17 protein-coding genes and 1 pseudogene are annotated in these 16,648 nt (G+C 62.2%); 4 read left to right on the forward strand and 14 right to left on the reverse strand.

The window, feature by feature from the left end:
• Positions 1-1,398: an FAD-dependent oxidoreductase gene (locus ABIN98_RS10620; protein WP_346909788.1), complete on the forward strand. Its 1,398-nt coding sequence runs from the start codon at positions 1-3 to the stop codon at positions 1,396-1,398.
• A 76-nt stretch (positions 1,399-1,474) separates the two neighbouring features.
• Here ABIN98_RS10620 and ABIN98_RS10625 read toward each other — a convergent pair whose 3' ends face one another.
• The 10 genes and pseudogenes from ABIN98_RS10625 to ABIN98_RS10670 form a co-directional block, all read right to left on the reverse strand.
• Entirely contained in the window at positions 1,475-2,791 is a 1,317-nt protein-coding gene (locus tag ABIN98_RS10625; protein ID WP_346909790.1) for a TRAP transporter large permease, read from the reverse strand.
• A 64-nt stretch (positions 2,792-2,855) separates the two neighbouring features.
• Complete coding sequence (locus ABIN98_RS10630; protein WP_346909792.1) at positions 2,856-3,386, reverse strand: TRAP transporter small permease; 531 nt, start codon at positions 3,384-3,386, stop codon at positions 2,856-2,858.
• Positions 3,383-4,417: a TRAP transporter substrate-binding protein gene (locus ABIN98_RS10635; protein ID WP_346909794.1), complete on the reverse strand. Its 1,035-nt coding sequence runs from the start codon at positions 4,415-4,417 to the stop codon at positions 3,383-3,385. The genes ABIN98_RS10630 and ABIN98_RS10635 overlap by 4 nt, the downstream gene beginning before the upstream one ends.
• A 172-nt stretch (positions 4,418-4,589) precedes the next feature.
• Positions 4,590-5,417: an AMP-binding protein gene (locus tag ABIN98_RS10640; RefSeq protein WP_346909962.1), complete on the reverse strand. Its 828-nt coding sequence runs from the start codon at positions 5,415-5,417 to the stop codon at positions 4,590-4,592.
• A gap of 34 nt (positions 5,418-5,451) precedes the next feature.
• Positions 5,452-5,784, reverse strand: a pseudogene (locus ABIN98_RS10645) (AMP-binding protein); the annotation flags it as partial.
• Positions 5,666-6,118, reverse strand: a complete 453-nt coding sequence (locus ABIN98_RS10650; RefSeq protein ID WP_346909796.1) for an AMP-binding protein — start codon at positions 6,116-6,118, stop codon at positions 5,666-5,668. The gene ABIN98_RS10650 and the pseudogene ABIN98_RS10645, both read right to left, overlap by 119 nt.
• Positions 6,118-7,374, reverse strand: a complete 1,257-nt coding sequence (locus ABIN98_RS10655; RefSeq protein WP_346909797.1) for an acyl-CoA dehydrogenase — start codon at positions 7,372-7,374, stop codon at positions 6,118-6,120. Before ABIN98_RS10655 ends, ABIN98_RS10650 begins: the two co-directional genes overlap by 1 nt.
• A 12-nt stretch (positions 7,375-7,386) precedes the next feature.
• A complete protein-coding gene (locus ABIN98_RS10660) occupies positions 7,387-8,019 on the reverse strand; it encodes an alpha/beta fold hydrolase (RefSeq protein WP_346909799.1) in 633 nt (210 codons plus the stop codon).
• Between the two features lie 182 nt (positions 8,020-8,201).
• Positions 8,202-8,582: a hypothetical protein gene (locus ABIN98_RS10665; RefSeq protein ID WP_346909801.1), complete on the reverse strand. Its 381-nt coding sequence runs from the start codon at positions 8,580-8,582 to the stop codon at positions 8,202-8,204.
• Entirely contained in the window at positions 8,519-9,043 is a 525-nt protein-coding gene (locus ABIN98_RS10670) for a hypothetical protein (RefSeq protein WP_346909803.1), read from the reverse strand. Before ABIN98_RS10670 ends, ABIN98_RS10665 begins: the two co-directional genes overlap by 64 nt.
• Positions 9,044-9,431: 388 nt before the next feature.
• On the opposite strand from ABIN98_RS10670, the gene ABIN98_RS10675 reads away from it, so the two are divergent.
• A complete protein-coding gene (locus ABIN98_RS10675) occupies positions 9,432-9,926 on the forward strand; it encodes a flavin reductase family protein (RefSeq protein WP_346909805.1) in 495 nt (164 codons plus the stop codon).
• Between the two features lie 3 nt (positions 9,927-9,929).
• Positions 9,930-10,412 (forward strand): MarR family transcriptional regulator, encoded by a 483-nt coding sequence (locus ABIN98_RS10680; RefSeq protein ID WP_346909807.1) that lies wholly within the window; start codon positions 9,930-9,932, stop codon positions 10,410-10,412.
• Between the two features lie 4 nt (positions 10,413-10,416).
• On the opposite strand, the gene ABIN98_RS10685 is transcribed toward ABIN98_RS10680, so the two are convergent.
• From ABIN98_RS10685 to ABIN98_RS10700, 4 genes are all read right to left on the reverse strand, one after another.
• Entirely contained in the window at positions 10,417-11,634 is a 1,218-nt protein-coding gene (locus ABIN98_RS10685) for an ABC transporter permease (protein ID WP_346909808.1), read from the reverse strand.
• Complete coding sequence (locus ABIN98_RS10690) at positions 11,631-12,554, reverse strand: ABC transporter permease (protein ID WP_346909810.1); 924 nt, start codon at positions 12,552-12,554, stop codon at positions 11,631-11,633. The genes ABIN98_RS10685 and ABIN98_RS10690 overlap by 4 nt, the downstream gene beginning before the upstream one ends.
• 3 nt (positions 12,555-12,557) lie before the next feature.
• Positions 12,558-13,652, reverse strand: coding sequence for an ABC transporter ATP-binding protein (locus ABIN98_RS10695; RefSeq protein ID WP_346909812.1), 1,095 nt, complete (start codon positions 13,650-13,652; stop codon positions 12,558-12,560).
• 98 nt (positions 13,653-13,750) lie between these two features.
• Positions 13,751-14,890 (reverse strand): substrate-binding domain-containing protein, encoded by a 1,140-nt coding sequence (locus ABIN98_RS10700; RefSeq protein ID WP_346909814.1) that lies wholly within the window; start codon positions 14,888-14,890, stop codon positions 13,751-13,753.
• A gap of 267 nt (positions 14,891-15,157) precedes the next feature.
• Here ABIN98_RS10700 and ABIN98_RS10705 point away from each other — a divergent pair, with 267 nt between their 5' ends.
• Positions 15,158-16,648, forward strand: a complete 1,491-nt coding sequence (locus tag ABIN98_RS10705) for a PLP-dependent aminotransferase family protein (protein ID WP_346909815.1) — start codon at positions 15,158-15,160, stop codon at positions 16,646-16,648.

Raw genomic sequence — 16,648 nt, forward strand, 5'->3', positions numbered from 1 at the left:
ATGGCGGCGGGCGGTATCTCACGGGACACGCCGCCGCGCATTGACGCGGAAGCCGAGGTGGTGATCATCGGCGCCGGTGCCTGCGGTCTGGTCGCAGCCCTTCGGGCGAAAGCGGCCGGAGCGGATGTCCTGGTCCTTGAACGCGACGCGTCGCCCTCCGGCTCGACGTCCATGTCCTCCGGCTTCGTGCCGGCGCCTGCCACCCGGTTTCAGCGCGCCATCGGCGTCGACGACGACACAGCCTACCTGTTCGAGGCCGATCTTCTCGCCAAGTCCAAGGGCACGTCCGACAAGCACCTTGCCCGGCTCGCCAGCCGCACCATCGGCCCGGCTTTGGAATGGCTCGCCGACGCGCACGGCCTCGACTGGATCGTGCTCGACGATTTCCTTTATCCCGGCCATTCCCGGCACCGAATGCACGCAGTCCCCGAAAAGACCGGTGCCGCCCTGCTCGCCCGTCTGCTTTCCGCCGTGGAACAGGCGGACATTCCGGTCGTCACCGACGCACCGGTGACACGGCTCTATGCGGATGCCGACAACCGCATCATTGCCGTCGAAATCGCCCGCCCGGACGGGCAGACCGAGATCCTGGGCTGCAAGGCGCTGATCCTGGCCTGCAACGGCTATGGCGGCAATCGCGAGCTGGTCGCCCGGCATATCCCGGAAATCGCCGACGGCATGTATTACGGCCACGAGGGCAACAAGGGCGATGCGCTCCTCTGGGGTGAGGCGCTTGGCGCGGAGCTGAAACATCTCTCCGGCTATCAGGGTCACGGCTCTCTCGCCCATCCACACGGCATCCTGATCTCCTGGGCGCTGATGATGGAAGGCGGCATCCAGGTGAATACGGAAGGCCACCGCTTTTCCAACGAGCATGGCGGATATTCCGAACAGGCCGTTCATGTGCTCGGCCAGCCGGACGGCATCGCCTGGGACATTTACGATGCCCGCATCCACGGCTTCGCCCTGGGCTTTCCGGACTACGCGGAAGCGGTCAAGGCTGGCGCAATCCGTGAGGCTGCCGATGTCGCGGAGCTGGCAAAGGTGACCGGACTGCCGGAGCCCGCCCTCGCGGAAACGCTGAGCGGTATCGCCGGGTATCAGTCTGGCAAGGCAGAAGATCCGTTCGGCCGGGACTTCACCGGCAAGCCCGGCCTCGCCTCGCCCTATTACGCGGTCAAGGTGACCGGCGCCCTGTTTCACACCCAGGGCGGGCTGATGATCGACGACGAGGCCCGTGTTCTCGACCGTGCGGGAAAGCCGTTTCCCAACCTCTTTGCCGGCGGCGGCGCGGCCTGCGGCGTCTCCGGGCCGGACGTCTCCGGCTATCTTTCCGGCAACGGACTGCTCACGGCCATCGCCTTCGGCTATCTCGCCGGCAGCTTCAGCCACTCCTGAACCGGTTCTTCAAAAGAAAAAGGGCGAAGCCGTTTGGCGGCTTCGCCCTTGTGTCGTTTGAGCTGGCTGAGCCTCGCTAACGTCCCATCAGGGATGGCAGCAGGAAGGTGATCGAGGGCACCAGGATCAGCAGGGTCAGCCGGAGGATGTCGGCGATCCAGAACGGTCCCACACCCCTGAAGATCGTGCCCGTCTTGACGTCGGGAAGCACGCCGCGCAGCACGAAGACGTTAAGGCCGACCGGAGGCGTGATCAGGCTGATTTCCGTGACCACCACCACGACGATCCCGAACCAGATCAGGATCATTTCCGGCGGCACGCCGGGGAAGGTCAGTTCAGAGACCAGCGGGTAGAAGACCGGCACGGTCAGCAGGATCATGGACAGGCTTTCCAGAATACAGCCCAGCACCAGATAGACGGCCATGATCAGCAGCATGACGCCGAACGGCTGCAGGCCGGAATTGGCCACCCATTCGGTCAGGATGCTCGGCAGGTCGGCGTAGTTGATGAAGTTGGAGAAGATCAGGGCACCGATCAGCACGCTGAAGATCATCGCGGTGGACCGCACACTCTGCAGAAGAACGTCGAACAGAATGTGCCATGTGAGTTTCCGCCGCGCCAGGGCGAACAGGAACGCACCGGATGCGCCGATACCGGCTGCTTCTGTCGGTGTGAAGATCCCGCCATAGATCCCGCCCATCACCAGGATGAACAGCATCATCACGCCCCAGACGCCGCGCAGTGCCTTGAAGCGTTCGTTCCAGGGCAGACGCTCGCCCGGAGGTCCGGCTTTCGGATTGAGCCAGATGGTGGCCCGCACCGCGCCCAGGTAGAACAGGATGCCCAGCAGGCCCGGCAGAATGCCCGCCATGAACAACTGGCCGATATCCTGTTCTGTCATGATGCCGTAGAGAACGAGAATGACGCTCGGCGGGATCAGGATGCCGAGCGTACCGCCGGCGGCAATGGAGCCTGCGGCAAGGCTATCGGTATAGCCATAGCGCCGCATGGATGGCATGGAGACCTTCGCCATGGTCGCGGCCGTGGCAAGGCTCGAGCCGCAAACCGCGCTGAAGCCGCCGCAGGCAACCACCGTCGCCATCGCCAGTCCGCCTTTGCGGTGGCCGAGAAAGGCGTTGGCGGCCATATAGAGTTCATCTGAAAGCCCGGCCCGGGTGACGAAGTTGCCCATCAGAATGAACAGGGGCACCACGGACAGGTCATAGGCAAGGCCGGTCTCGTAGGTGACCGACGAGATCATGGCCAGGGCGGCGTTCCAGTTGACCAGATAGGCAAAACCGACCGTCCCCACCAGGCCCATGGCGAAGGCGATGGGCAGGCGCAAGAGGATCAGGACAAGGAGGATGGCAAAGCCGACGAGCGATTCCTGCACGGGGATACCTTGTTCGTTGAAGTGTTTGTTTCAAACCGCGTGGGCCATCGGCGGCCGTCTGCCGTTAGTGCGCGGCCGAAGCCGGAGCTTTCCGTGTTCCGAAGACCTGCTGGAATGCCAGGACCACAAGCACCAGACATGTAAGGGCAGCGGTAAAGCACATGAAGAAAGTCACCGGATAGACCGGAATGCGAAGAACAGCGGTTTCGTCGCCGTAGTCCAGCTGCTCGAGCGCCTTGAGCCACATCTGGTAGCTGAGAACGCCGGTCATGAATGCACAGACGAGGCTGACTACGCCTTCGCGAACCCGCTCCAGCGTCGGAGACACGCTGAATTCGATCAGGTCGACGGTGATATGTTCGCCACCAATGGTCACCAACGGCAGGCCGGCGAAGATAAGCGTCGCCAACATCAGCTCAGTCAACTCAAAACCGCCGGGAACCGGTGAATTGAAGATATAGCGACCCCAGACGTCGACGAAGGTGAGAACCATCATCGAAATCAGAAGCAATGCGGCCAGGAGACTCAGTGTCCGGGTCGTCCAGAGGACGACCCGGTCGCTTGCCTTGCCACTATTGGCAGAAGCTGTTGTCACTGTCCGGCTTCCACCTTGGCGATTTCAGCTCGCAGATCAGCCATGACCTGTGCACCGTCGAGACCCTTTTCCTTGACCTCGGCGATCCACGCTGCCTCGATCGGATCGGTCTTTTCCTTGATCGCGGCAACGAGATCATCGGAAGCGGTGATGATTGCCACGCCGTCGGCATTCATGGTGTCGACACCGGCCTTGTCGGCATCATCCCAGCCCTTGCCGGCGATGCGGGCAAAGTTCTCGCCGGACACCGACATGATGGCGTCCTGGTCTTCCTTGGACAGCTTGTCGAAGGAAGCCGGGTTCATCACCAGGAAGAAGCTGGTGTTGTACAGGCCGCCGGGAACCATCGTCGCGTGACGGACAAGCTTGCTCAGCTTGAACGAAGCAATGGATTCCTTCGGGAAGAAGACACCGTCGGCAACACCGTTGGACATCAGTTCGTAGGAGCTAGAAGCCGGCTTCAGCAGGCTGGTCACGCCCAGCGCCTGGGTAACCTCGTTGACGACACCGCCACCGACGCGGATCTTCAGACCGTCGAGATCGGACAGCTTTTCAACCGGACGCACGGCGTTGAACATCTCGCCCGGGCCGTGGGTGAACACGCCCAGAACAACCGTACCCTTATGCTCGTCGAACTGTTCCAGGTACTTCTTGTAGATGCGCCAGTAGGCCACCGAAGACGCGGTTGCGCTGTCGCCCAGGAACGGCATTTCCACGGCCTTGGTCATCAGGAAGCGACCCGGCTGGTAGCCGTGCACGCCATAGCTGAGGTCTGCAAGGCCATCCTTGGCAATGTCGAAGTGTGCCGGGGGCTTGCCCATGGCTTTCGGCAGGATCTTGACCTTCACGTTGCCGTTGGTGGCTTTTTCCACTTCGGCAGCCCACGGCACGATCATGTTCTCGACGATCGGGTGCTTCGGCGGCAGCCAGGACGACAGCGTCAGGGTCGTTTCGGCACTCGCGGCACCGGAAAGGCCCATCGCTCCGAGAGCGACTGCGCCCAGCGCCAGATATTTCAACTTTGCAAACATTCAACCTCCTCCTGCCGTTTGTTCGGCATCGTTGGGATTTAAAACCCGATTATTGTCGGACTATCGGATCTGCGCCCCGCAAGCTCAAGTCCCGTCAGACAAACCTCCTCGTTCACCGCTAAACTAAGTGCCTTTTGGTTTCATTTGCAACCTTTTTCACTGTTTCCTTAGTCTATTTAACAAGGTGAATTTCATTCACATGTGTGCGGAGAGCGAATTTCTGGATCTTGCCCATGACATTCGTCGGCATGGCCTCCATGAACACCACATCTTTGGGGTGTTTAAACCTTGCCAGCACACCATTGAAACGGTCGAGAATGGTCTGCTTGTCGATGGTTGAGCCTTCGGCGCGCACTACGACGGCGACCGGGACCTGCCCCCATTTTTCGTCATCGCGACCGACGACGGCTGCCTGCCTGACCTCCGCCATGCCGTTCAGCACCACTTCCAGCTCGGCCGGATAAATATTCTCGCCCCCGGAGATCACCACGTCCTTCTTTCGGTCGTTGATGAAGTAATAGCCGTTGTCGCCACGGTAGCCGATATCACCGGTGAAAAACCAGCCGTCGCGCAGGGATTGTTCCGTCGCCGCCTCGTTGCCCCAGTATTCGTACATGACGCTCGGGCCACGCACGAGGATCTCGCCGGAAACGCCAGACGCCACATCCATCCCCGCCTCATCGACGACACGAACCTCGCAATGAAGCGCCGGCTTGCCGGTCGAGCCGACCGTCTCGAACGCGTCCCCGGCCCTCTGATAGATCGCGATCGGACAGGTTTCCGTAGAGCCGTACACCTGCAGGACCGGGATGCCGCGCGCATGGATCGCCTCGATCAGGGGCACGGGCACGTAGGAAGACCCGGTGCTCACGGAACGCAGGCATGAGATATCCGCTTCCGGCCATTCGGGCAGGGAAAGAACCGCATCGATGGTGGCCGGAACCAGGACAATCAGGCTCGGCCCGCCCGGAGACGATATCGGCGAGGACCGCGCGCGGATCGAACTTCCGGTGCAGCGTCACCGTGGCGCCTGCATAAAGCGCCGGCGTGGTCTGGATGTTCAGCCCGCCCACATGGAACATCGGCAGGGACGTCAGGACGTGATCGGCGGCCGTCATGCCATGCATGTGCAAACTGTTCAGCGCGTTCCACTGCACAGCTTCCTGGGTCAGCACCGCGCCCTTGGGATGACCGGTCGTGCCGGAGGTGTAGACCAGCAACAGCGGCGTCTTCAGATCCACATGGGGGTTACGGTCGTCGCCTTCTGCCGAAGCCAGAGCCTTTGAGAGCGGCTGCCACCCCTCCCCCTTCGAAACCGCAGGAGACGAAGTCGCAATCGGGTAAATCCGCCCGCATGCTGTCCGCATGCTCCCGGAACTCCGCCTCGCAGAACAGAGCCTTGGCATGGGCATCCTTCAGGATGAACACATGCTCGGGTGCCACCAGACGCCAGTTGAGCGGAATGAACAGCGCACCGAGCCGGGCACAGGCGAACATCAGCGCCAGGAACTCCGGGCTGTTGAGCCCGAGATAGGCCACCCGATCACCACGCCCGATGCCGAAGACGCCCTTGAGCGCCCGGGCATGAGCATGGATCATCCCGGCGAAGTCGCCATAGCTGATGGCCCGGCCCTCATAGTTGAGGGCCGTCTTGTCCGGCGTGAAGTCGGCGTGCCGGTCAATCCAGGCGGAAAGCTCCATCAGTCGTCGCTCTCACCCTTTTCGTACAGCGCCTCGCGGCCGATACGGTCGACGCACAGTTCCGCCGTCCAGGGCAGCATCAGAGAGCCGCAGCGGCTGTCGCGATAAAGACGCTCCAGCGGCAGGCTCTTCAGCATGGACTGGCCGCCGCAGGTACGGATGGCAAGCTGGCACAGCTCGTTGGCGTTTTCCATCACCGTGTGCTGCGCCGCATAGGCCCGAAGCACCTGCTCCTTGGTCGGGTTCGGACGGGCTTCGCTGATGACCTGGAACCACAGCGCCTTGGTCATTTCCAGCATAATGCGCATGTCGGCGACCGCGTGCTGCTTGGTCGGGTACATACGCCGCTTGACCGGCGGCATGCCCGGGATCTCGCCGCGCAGATACTGCACGGTGAAGTCATAGGCCGCCTGGGCGATGCCCATGTAGGTCGGCGTAAGCGTCATGAACATGTGCGGCCAGGAGGTTGCCGCCTCGAAATAGACGCCCTTGGGCATCAGTGAGGCATCGTCCGGCACGAACACGTCCTTGAACTGCAGGTTCCGCGAAACGGTACCGCGCATGCCGAGCGGATCCCAGTCGCCGTAAACCTCAACGCCTTCCGCATCGGCAGGCACGGCCACATACATGGTGTCCTTGCGGCTCAGTTTTTCCTTCTTCTCCGTGCACAGCACGCCGTAATAGTCGGCGGAGCCGGAGAGCGAAGCGAAGATCTTCTTGCCGTTGATCAGCCAGCCGCCGTCAACGCGGGTCGCCGTGGTGCCGAACGGCTGGAAGCCGGCTGCGGCCGCACCGCCCTCGGAGAACGGCTGCGCGTAGATCTTGCCTTCCTTGACGATGCGATCGTAATGCACTGCCCGGTTCTTTTCATGCTCAGTGCGCTGCTCGTCGGTCATGGTCAGGTCGTCGGCCAGCGGCCCGGTCCACAGGCACGAACACACATGCATGTTCCAGGTGAGCGAGGTGGTGCCGCAGAAGCGGCCGATTTCGGCGGCCGTCATCATGTAGGTCTTGTAGTCGGCGCCGAAGCCGCCGTTTTCTTCCGGCACGCAGATGCCGAGCAGGCCGACCTCATGCATGTCCTTGTAGTTTTCCATCGGGAAGATGGCTTCCCGGTCCCACTTCTCGGCGCGCGGCGCGAACTTCTCTTCGCCGATCTTGCGCGCAAGAGCGGTCAGCTTCGCCTGCTTCTCGGTCAGCCGGAAGGCCTCGGGGTCGAAAATCGGAGCGTAACGCTCGTTATCGGATACGGACATATCCAGCTCTCCTCAGACTAGATCTAAAAATTCTTCGACGGCGGCGTCGAAACGCGCCGGGCATTCCATGTTGGCCAGATGCCCCGCCCCTTCGAGGCAGACATAACGGGCGCCGGGAACACGGGCCGCCATGCGTTCCATCATCGGCGCCGGCGCATTGGTGTCCTTTTCGCCGGCCAGCATCAGGGTCGGCACGGCGATCTGCTTGAGCGTGTCGCGCCGGTCGAACGTCACCAGGCACTGCATGGTCGCGCGGTAGGTTTCGTTCGGCACCCGCGACATGCACTGGCGTGCGAGCGCCACTCCGTCCGGATCGGCATCGTCGCCGATCAGTTCGGGCACCACCTCTTTGGCAACATCGGCCATGGTCTTGCCCGCATCGAGCGGACCCAGGCGGGCGGCCACGAACTTCTTCTGGAAATCCCCGTCCGGGCTACCGAAGGCGGGACTGGTCGCAGACAGCACGAGTTTGCGCACACGGTCGGGATGAGCTGCGATGAATTCCTGCGCCACCATTCCGCCGATGGAGTGGCCGACGATGTCCGCCTTTTCCAGACCGAGATGATCCATCAGGCGCAGCAAAGCATCTGCCAGGCCTGAGAAGGTCGTGGTTTCGAGCAGCTTCGAGCCGCCGTAACCGGGCATTGTCCCAGGCAATCGCGCGCCGGGTCCGGCCGAAATGATCCAGCTGGAACTTCCAGCTTGCCGCCCCCACCGCCGACGCCGTGCAGAAAGATCACCGGATCGCCGGTTCCCGCTTCTTCCCAGGGCAATGGGAAAAGGAGGCCGCGCTCACGCCAACTCTCCGAGCAGGTTGCCGTCTTCGATCACCAGCTTGCCGTCGAGGGCGATGTCGGCAATTGGCCGACCGGCAGATCGAAATGACCGAGCGTGTAGCGCTTGGCGAATTCGTTGGCGCCGGTGGAATAGAGGAAATTGCCCGCATAGGCGCGCACTTCCGTGCCGTTGGTCTCGCGCTGATCGTACATGGTCAGCGCCTCGTAGCGCGCACCCGGGTTCATGCCCCAGCCGACGTGCGAGGTGGCATAGGCGTTCTTGTCGCCCCAGGCGGCAAAATAGCGGCGCAGCAGCTCCGCATCGGTGCCCCGGCCTTCGATATCGACCACGAAGTCGTTTTCAAGGGTCAGCTTGACCGGATCCTGCAGGTAGCGCTTGAAGGTGAGATTGACGTCGCCGGCATCCAGCACCAGCGTGCCGTTGACCGTACCCGCTCCGGGGAAGCTGACCACCACGCCACCGGCCAGTGGGCGACGGTGCCCGGCCGGTCGCAATAGCCCCAGACACCGGCGGTCGGCGCATCGCGCAGATCGACCTTGAGGTCGGTCCCGGCCTTGGACAGGACTGTCATGTACTCCGCCGCGCGCAGCATCTTGACCGCGGCCTTGACCTTCGGCGTCAGCGCCGGGTCCGGCAGGAGGCGTTCCAGCGCGTCCGGATGCTCGTTGCTGATCATGAACAGGCGCGCGCCGTCGGAGATGATTTCCGGCAGTTCCGGCGCATGCAGCATGCCTTCCACGGTCAGATCGACGACCATGGAGCTCGACTTGAGCGCCTTGATCACCGGACCCAGGCCACGCACGCTGTCGCTGGCACCCGGTGGACCGGGCCGGAACCGGGCTGCGCTGCGGCGGGGTCGGCAGAACCACATGGAACGGACGCGCCCCCGAGGCGCAACAGCGCCAGTTCGGTCAGATGAACGTTGAGATCACGGGGATTGGGTTTCTGAGAGGATCGCCACCTCCTCGCCTTCGGCGACCTTGCAGAATTCAAGCGCCTTGGTGAAGGTGTCTATCCACTTGCCTTCAATACGATCCGAAAGCATCGTTCCTCCCTGCCTTCTCCCATCTCACGATGGGTGTCTACGGTTTCCCTGTTGACCCTGGAGGAAGCGGAGCCATGGCGTCATAGTCCTGTCTCCTCCACATTCAATGTGTAGCAAGCATTTGAAATTATATCAATTGGAATATATTTATGCTTAAACTAATTTCGACAGCGGCCGATCGAAACGGCTGGACAACACAACGAGGGAACGCCTCATGACGGTGATGATCGATCAGAAAAAATTCCGCCAGGCCCTTGGCCGCTTCACGACCGGCATCGCCATCGCGACCACCTGCAAGGAGGACGGATCGCCGGTCGGGCTAACGATCAATTCCTTCAATTCCGTCTCGCTGGATCCCCCCATGGTGTTGTGGTCCATCGGCAGGAATTCCCCCAGCCGGGCCGATTTCGAAGATGCCGGCCATTTCACCATCAATGTGCTCGGCTCGGATCAGATCCCCCTGTCCAACAGCTTTGCCCGCCCCGGCGACAAGTTTTCCGAAGTCGCCTGGGAAAGCGGCAATAAAGGTGCTCCGGTCATCCCCGGCTGCATCGCGACCTTCCATTGCAAGACCGCATTCTGTTACGAGGGCGGCGATCACATCATCTTCGTCGGCGAGGTGGAAAATTTCGACCTGAACGAGGGCGAGCCCCTGCTTTATCTGGACGGACGCTACGGCGTTGCCCGTCCCCATCCGGACACGGCCTGAGCCATGCCGAAGACCGGTTCGAAATCGATTGGAAAAGACGCCGCAACAAGCGACGCCTTGTTCATTGCCGACTATCTGCCCTATCTGCTGGCCCATGCCAGCCATCTGATCAGCGGCCAGTTCCACGATCATCTGCGCGCGCGAGGAATCAGTGTCTCCACCTGGCGTTTGCTCGCGACCCTGTCGGACGGCGACGGCATGACGGTTGGGGAACTCGCCCGGATCGGTCTTTACAATCAGCCGACGACCACCAAGATCATCGATCGGCTGGAGGAAGCCGGACTGGTCGAACGCCGCCAAGACGAGAAGGACCGGCGCAAGGCGTTCGTCTTTATCACCGCAGAAGGCCGGGCCATGGTCGACGACCTGCTCGGCGCGGCAAAGGCCCACGAAGCCCGGGTCACCGCCTCCTACACGCCGGAGGAAATGGTCACGCTCAAGCGCGTCCTGCGCACCCTGATCTCCCGCCTGGAAGACGACGCGTAAGAGCCTATTGCGGCTTCAGGGCGTTCGGATTGAAGGCTCCGCCAAAGGGTGATGGATTGTCCTTCTTGGCATCGGACGGGGTCGCCTTGGGAGCGAGCGTATTCGGCTTGAACGCCCCGCCAAACGGAGACGGGCTGGCGCTGCCGCTTCCTGGTGAGACGGGCGCCGGGGCCAGCTGCTTCTGCTGCTGTATCCGCTTGCGCTGCTCTTCCAGAAGCTTTTCCTGTATGGCGCGTTTTTCGTCGAGGATCTGCTGCTGGCAAACGGAAGAATCGTACCGACTGCCCTGATAGATCAGAATACCCGCGACCGCCACAAGAAGGGCCAGCACGCTCAGCGGATGCACCATCATCTTGAGCACAGGATTGCCGTAGATGCGCGACCGTGCCGCCTCCCCCGAACGCTCGGCTTCTTTCCTGCGGGTATAGGCTTCATGAACGATCGCGCCGATTAGCGTGAGCCCGATGATGATAACAGCAAGGGCTGACAGCGACGGATCGGTTCCAAGCCGGACCTTTGACGCCAGCGCAGTCGTGAAGGTGTTGCCGGACAGGATCGTGAAGACCGTGGTGTTGTAGTTTTCAAACGAGGCCAGGAACGTCAGGAAGGCGGCCGAGCCGATCGCCGGTTTCAGGAACGGCAGAAGGATGCGGCGGAAAGCCTGTCCCGGCGTTGCGCCCAGATCGAGGGCGGCCTCGGTCAGCGTCGGATCGAACCGCTGCAGACGAGCCAGAAACACCAGCATGGCATAGGCGGAAATAAAGGTGACCTGACCGGCCATGGTCAGGAACATGCCATCAAAGAAGACCGACTCGTAGCCCGCACCGACGCTGCGGCCCAGCGCGCCCCAGAAGACGATGGTCGAAATCCCCAGAACCACGCCGGGCACCAGGATCGGCGTGATCAGCACCGTATAGAGCGCGGCGCGGAGCTTCGGATTGAGTTCGGACAGCGCCAGCGCGCCGGCAAGCCCGATCGGCACGGCGATCGCGACGACACCGATGCCGATGACCAGACTGTTGGCCAGTCCGCTCATCAGCCGGTCGTTGCCGATCAGGACACCGAACCAGTCGGCGGTGAAACATTCCCAGGGCGTGATCCGCGGAAAGCTGGACGAGTTGAACGCCGTGATCACCATGATGATCAGCGGCCCGAACAGAAAGGCGAAGAAAAGCAGGGCGTAGCCCACAGCCAGAGGGCCGCCGCCGGTTTCCCTGTTCATCGGCCGATCTCCCCGATGGAGACCTTGAACACCCGCATCATCATCAGGACGAAGGCGATGCAGACGATCAGGAGGATAACCGCATAGGCCGAGCCGCGCTGCCAGTTGGCCGACTGGTTGAACCACTGGTAGATCAGCTGGGTGAACCAGAGATTGGACGGCCCGCCGAGGATCTGTGGAGCAGCCAGCGCTCCGGCAGTCAGCATGAACACCATGGTCGCCCCGGAGGCGATCCCCGGCTTGGCGACCGGAAGCACCACCCGCCAGTGAACCCGCCACCAGCTCGCACCCATGTCGCGCGCGGCCTCGATCTGGTTCCGGTCCAGCGCCTCGACCGCATTGAAGATCGGGAAGATCATCAGAAGAATGTAGGCGTAGGTCAGGCCGGAATAGAGCGCCACGTCTGCCCGGATGAAATCGATCGGCTGATCCCAGAGCCCGGTCGACAGCCCGATCCCGTTGATCAGCCCGGTAGCGCCGAACAGGACACGGAACGCAAACGCCCTCAGGATCTCATTGACCCAGAAGGGAACGATCAGACCGATCACCATCAGCCGCGCCGAGACCCCGGTCGCCGAATGAGCCAGGATGAAGGCGATCGGATAACAGATCAGGATGTCGATGATCGTGACGAACACCGCCGCCACCATGGTCTTGACCAGGATGCCGATATCGAGCCCGTTGAACGTGCCGTCGTTGCCTTGAAAGAAATAGCCGTAATTGGCGAAGGTATAGACGTCGTTGGGACCGCCGACTTCCGCGGCCGGCAGATTGTAGCGGAAGGAATAGTCGAGCATCGAGATCTGCGGCAGGGCGATCAGGAAGATCATCCAGAAGAGTACGGCCACGCCGATAAAACAGGCCACGCCCAGTCCGTGCTTGCTTGCAAATCCGTTGAATGTCCGCCGCAACGCTCCCATGGCTTACGCTCCGGCCAGGGCGCTTGCGGGCAGGACGATGGCCTTGTCCGCTGCGAAGGAAACGTCAACCGCCCCACCTGTCTCGCTGTCGGGCTTCACGCCGGTGTTGACCCGGCTCAGGCGCAGATCCAATCCGTTCGCCTTGAGGAATAGATGGCGCGAATTGCCCTCGAACTCCTCCTTGACCCTTTCGGTGGCAATCGTGTTCCCGCCGTCGCTTGAGGCACCCGGGACGAGCTGTTCCGGGCGGATGAACAGGATGCAGGCGTCGCCCGGCTTGTAATTGCGCCCGCCAGCGGCGGATCCCGTCAGCCTGCCGACCGGTGTCTCGACCGACACCATGCCCGCGTCCTGGGCGGTGACCTTGCCCTCGATCGCGTTGGTTTCACCGACGAAGGACGCGACAAAGGCGGTCTTCGGCTTGTTGTAGATCGTCTCCGGATCGCCGATCTGCTCGATGATCCCGGAATTCATCACCGCGATCCGGTCGGACATGGTCAGCGCCTCGCCCTGGTCGTGGGTGATGTAGATGAAGGTCAGCCCGACCCGCTGCTGGATGGCGCGGAGTTCGGAGCGCATATGGTGGCGCAGCTTCAGATCGAGCGCGGACAGCGGTTCGTCCAGGAGCAGGATATCCGGCTCTACCGCGAGCGCGCGGGCAATGGCGACGCGCTGGCGTTGACCGCCGGAAAGCTCGTGGACCTTCTTGTCGCCCACACCCGGCAGAGCGATCATGTCCAGCAGCTCGTCGGCCCGCTTGCGGCGGTCCTTCTTGCCGACACCGCGCACTTCCAAAGGGAAAGCGATGTTGTCGGCGACCGACATCAGCGGGAACAGGGCCAGGTTCTGGAAGATCAGGGCCGTCGGCCGCTTGTTTGGCCCGACACCCTTCATGTTGTTGCCGCCGATGAGCACGCGGCCTTCGGAGGGTTCGCTAAATCCGGAGACACAGCGCAGCAGGGTTGTCTTGCCGCAGCCGGAAGGTCCCAGAAAGGAAAAGAACTCGCCGCCCTTGATGGTCAGGTGGGCGTTGTCCACGGCCGTAAAGGGGCCGAACCGGATCGTGACGTGGTCCAGAACGATATCTTTCGTCGTCATCGAGTTCCCATCCGTCAGGTTTCAGGAAAATCTTGAAAAAGCACAGGTGTGAGCCGGACGGACAGGCCGCCCGGTTCGCTGTTCGGGATCGGCTGAAATCAGGCCGACAGGAACTTGTTGGTGTATTCGGTGCGCTTTTCCGAATACCACGGCGCTTCGGCCGGCCAGGCGTTGAGATTGCCCAGCGCGTCGCCCGGATAGGCATCGGCGAAGTTCTTCGCATAGACCTCGCCGCCGAATTCGGCAGCACCGATGACCGGGGAGTTGTAGCCGTGGGTCTTGATCGCCTCGCCCGCCAGCTTGGCGTCGTAGGCGGTCTCGATGAAGGCGTAGATCTGGTCGATGTTCTTGGCGCCGGTCGGCATGGCCATGCCGTCGACCCAGGCCATCGCGCCTTCCTTCGGCGCACGGTACATGACGGGCTCGCCGGCGGTCTTCAGGGCGATCGGAGGACCGTCCCAGGTCTGACCAACGATGACGCCTTCGTTGAGAAGGCCGTTCTTCTGGGTATCGGCGTCGTTCCAGATCAGCTTGATGTTCGGCTTCTTGGAAATGGCGACCTCGACCAGCTTGGACCAGACTTCGTCCATCTTTTCAGGGGTCTTGTAGGCTTCCCACATGGAGCCCGGAGCCATCTCGCCGCGGCCTTCGAGGCCGAGACCGAGGCCTAGCAGCATGGAATGGCCGCGGCCCATGGTCTTGCCGGCATTGGCGTCGTCCCAGACGTCGTAATAGCTCGGGAATTCGCCGGCCGGGGTAAAGGCGTCGGTGCGCCAGGCAATGCCTTCCGTACCCCAGATATGCGGCAGCCAATGGCAGCCCTTGTCGCCGAAATTCCAGTGGGTCTCGCCCAGCGCCATGGCCGGGTTGACCTTGTCGAGCGGCACCTTGGCCATGTCGAACGGCTGCAGCAGGCCGAGTTCGGCCCACAGCAGGTTGCGGTTCACCGTCGGCGAAACGAGGTCGAAGCCTTCGCCGTTGGTGGCCTTCAGCTTGTTGATGATTTCCTCGTTGGAGCCGATACCGGTGAAGTTGATCTTGATGCCGGTCTTGTCCATGAAGCCGTTGACGAAGCTCTCCGGCAGGTAGTCGGACCACATCATGATGTTGATCTCGCCAGACGAGGCCAGAACACTGTTGCTTACGATCGCCGGCATGGCAAGGCCGGCGCCGGCAACGGCGGTCGACTTCAGAAAATTACGTCGGCTGGTCACCAACCCTTTGGAATAAATAGTCATATCATTCCCCTCATTATGCCCGGAGACCCGGGCCGGAACTGGAACTCGGTGCGAAACGTCCCGGTCTGGGCCGGCGCGGATCTCTTTTGCCCGCTTCAACGGCTTCGCTGCCGAAACAGACTATTGCGCTGCAAAATCGGCCTTTAGAGCCAGGGCGTGAAATCTATGGAGCCAGAGGCGTCAAACCGGCTTGCCTTCCTTGAAATTAGGGGATGTTATGGTTTGCCGGGCAAACGACGCTGCGGCGCACGCGAGCAAACCGGGCGCATGCTGGAAAGATATTTCGAAAAGCCGTTCGATCCGAACCGGCGGCTGCAACACCAGATCCAGGAACGGCTGATCGAGGCGATCCTCGCCGGCATCTGGCCGCTGCACGACCCCCTGCCCGCCACCCGCGTCTTCGCCAAATCGATCCGTGTCTCCCGGAATACGGTCGCGCTCGTCTATGAACGGCTGGCCGAAGACGGCTATCTGAAATCCGTGAACCGGCGCGGCTATTTCATCAATGAGACCCATATCCGCGAGCAGCTCAACATCCGCATCGACGACCGGGCCCGGGACATTCTCCCCTCCGCCAGGCGCCCGTTCGATCTCGACAAGCGGCTGACCTATCGATTCTCCGAACAGGCCAATATCCGCAAGCCCGCGAACTGGCAGTCGTTCGAGTTCCCCTTCATCTACGGCCAGCTTTCTGCCGACAAGACCTCCGTCGCCCGCTGGCGCGACTGTGTCCGCCTGGCCGGAACGGCCCAGCATGCCCCCACCTGGATCGGCGACCTGGTCGACAAGGACGATCCCATGCTGGTCGACCAGATCATCCGGCGCAGCCTGCCCCAGCGCGGCTTCCGGGCGGATCCGGACCAGATCCTGGTGACCATCGGTGCCCAGAACGCGCTGTTCATGATCGCCAGCCTGTTCTGCAAACCGGGCGGCCGTGTGGATATGGAAGATCCGGGCTATGTCGATGCGCGCAACATCTTCCTGTCTTTCGGTGCGGATCTGAAGACGCACCGGGTCGATTCCAACGGTATGAGGATCTCAGAGGCGCTGGCAGGCGCCGAGCTGGTCTACGTGACACCGGGCCACCAGTCGCCCACCAATGTCACCATGTCGATGGAGCGCAGGCTCTCGCTGTTGGCGGCGGCCGAAACCCATGATTTCGCGATCGTCGAGGACGACTACGAACACGAGCTCAACTTCATCGGCGCACAGAAACCCTCGTTGCGCGGGTTCGACCGCACCGGCCGCGTCATCCATGTCGCCAGCCTGTCGAAGCCGCTATTCCCCGGTCTGCGCCTGGGTTTCGTTTCCGCCGATGCCGCCATCATCGCGGAACTCAGAGCCCTGCGCCGGCTGATGTTCCGTCACCCGTCAGCGCTGGACCAGCGGGCCATGGCCCTGTTCCTGGCGGAGGGGCACTACGATTCCCACATCCGCCGCCAGCGCAAGGCGCTGTCTGCCAAGTGGAACGCGATCCTGCGCGGCATCGACAAGCATCTGCCGACCTGTCATGTCACCATGACCACCGGCGGGTCGGCCGTCTGGTTGCAATTGCCCGCCACTGTGACAGCGGAGACGGTGCAGGATCAGGCAGCACAGGAAGGCATTCTCGTGGAAGCCGGCGACGTCCATTATCTCGGCGCCGAGGCTCCGAAGAACCGGCTCCGGCTCGGCTTCGCGGCCATTCCGCTGGAAAAGATCGCGCCGGGACTGGAGCGCCTCGGCCGGATCGTCGAGCGCCTCACACCTTCGCCCTGA

The sequence above is a fragment of the uncultured Roseibium sp. genome (assembly GCF_963675095.2).
Lineage (GTDB): Bacteria > Pseudomonadota > Alphaproteobacteria > Rhizobiales > Stappiaceae > Roseibium.

Excerpts from the sequence above, each read along its gene's own strand:
- ABIN98_RS10680 (WP_346909807.1), top strand. The coding sequence starts at position 9,930 with ATGCCGAAGACCGGTTCGAAATCGATTGGAAAAGACGCCGCAACAAGC.
- ABIN98_RS10675 (WP_346909805.1), top strand. The coding sequence starts at position 9,432 with ATGACGGTGATGATCGATCAGAAAAAATTCCGCCAGGCCCTTGGCCGC.
- ABIN98_RS10700 (WP_346909814.1), bottom strand. The coding sequence starts at position 14,890 with ATGACTATTTATTCCAAAGGGTTGGTGACCAGCCGACGTAATTTTCTG.
- ABIN98_RS10635 (WP_346909794.1), bottom strand. The coding sequence starts at position 4,417 with ATGTTTGCAAAGTTGAAATATCTGGCGCTGGGCGCAGTCGCTCTCGGA.
- ABIN98_RS10620 (WP_346909788.1), top strand. The coding sequence starts at position 1 with ATGGCGGCGGGCGGTATCTCACGGGACACGCCGCCGCGCATTGACGCG.
- ABIN98_RS10695 (WP_346909812.1), bottom strand. The coding sequence starts at position 13,652 with ATGACGACGAAAGATATCGTTCTGGACCACGTCACGATCCGGTTCGGC.
- ABIN98_RS10670 (WP_346909803.1), bottom strand. The coding sequence starts at position 9,043 with ATGTGGTTCTGCCGACCCCGCCGCAGCGCAGCCCGGTTCCGGCCCGGT.
- ABIN98_RS10660 (WP_346909799.1), bottom strand. The coding sequence starts at position 8,019 with ATGCCCGGTTACGGCGGCTCGAAGCTGCTCGAAACCACGACCTTCTCA.
- ABIN98_RS10655 (WP_346909797.1), bottom strand. The coding sequence starts at position 7,374 with ATGTCCGTATCCGATAACGAGCGTTACGCTCCGATTTTCGACCCCGAG.
- ABIN98_RS10685 (WP_346909808.1), bottom strand. The coding sequence starts at position 11,634 with ATGAACAGGGAAACCGGCGGCGGCCCTCTGGCTGTGGGCTACGCCCTG.
- ABIN98_RS10705 (WP_346909815.1), top strand. The coding sequence starts at position 15,158 with ATGCTGGAAAGATATTTCGAAAAGCCGTTCGATCCGAACCGGCGGCTG.
- ABIN98_RS10650 (WP_346909796.1), bottom strand. The coding sequence starts at position 6,118 with ATGGAGCTTTCCGCCTGGATTGACCGGCACGCCGACTTCACGCCGGAC.
- ABIN98_RS10690 (WP_346909810.1), bottom strand. The coding sequence starts at position 12,554 with ATGGGAGCGTTGCGGCGGACATTCAACGGATTTGCAAGCAAGCACGGA.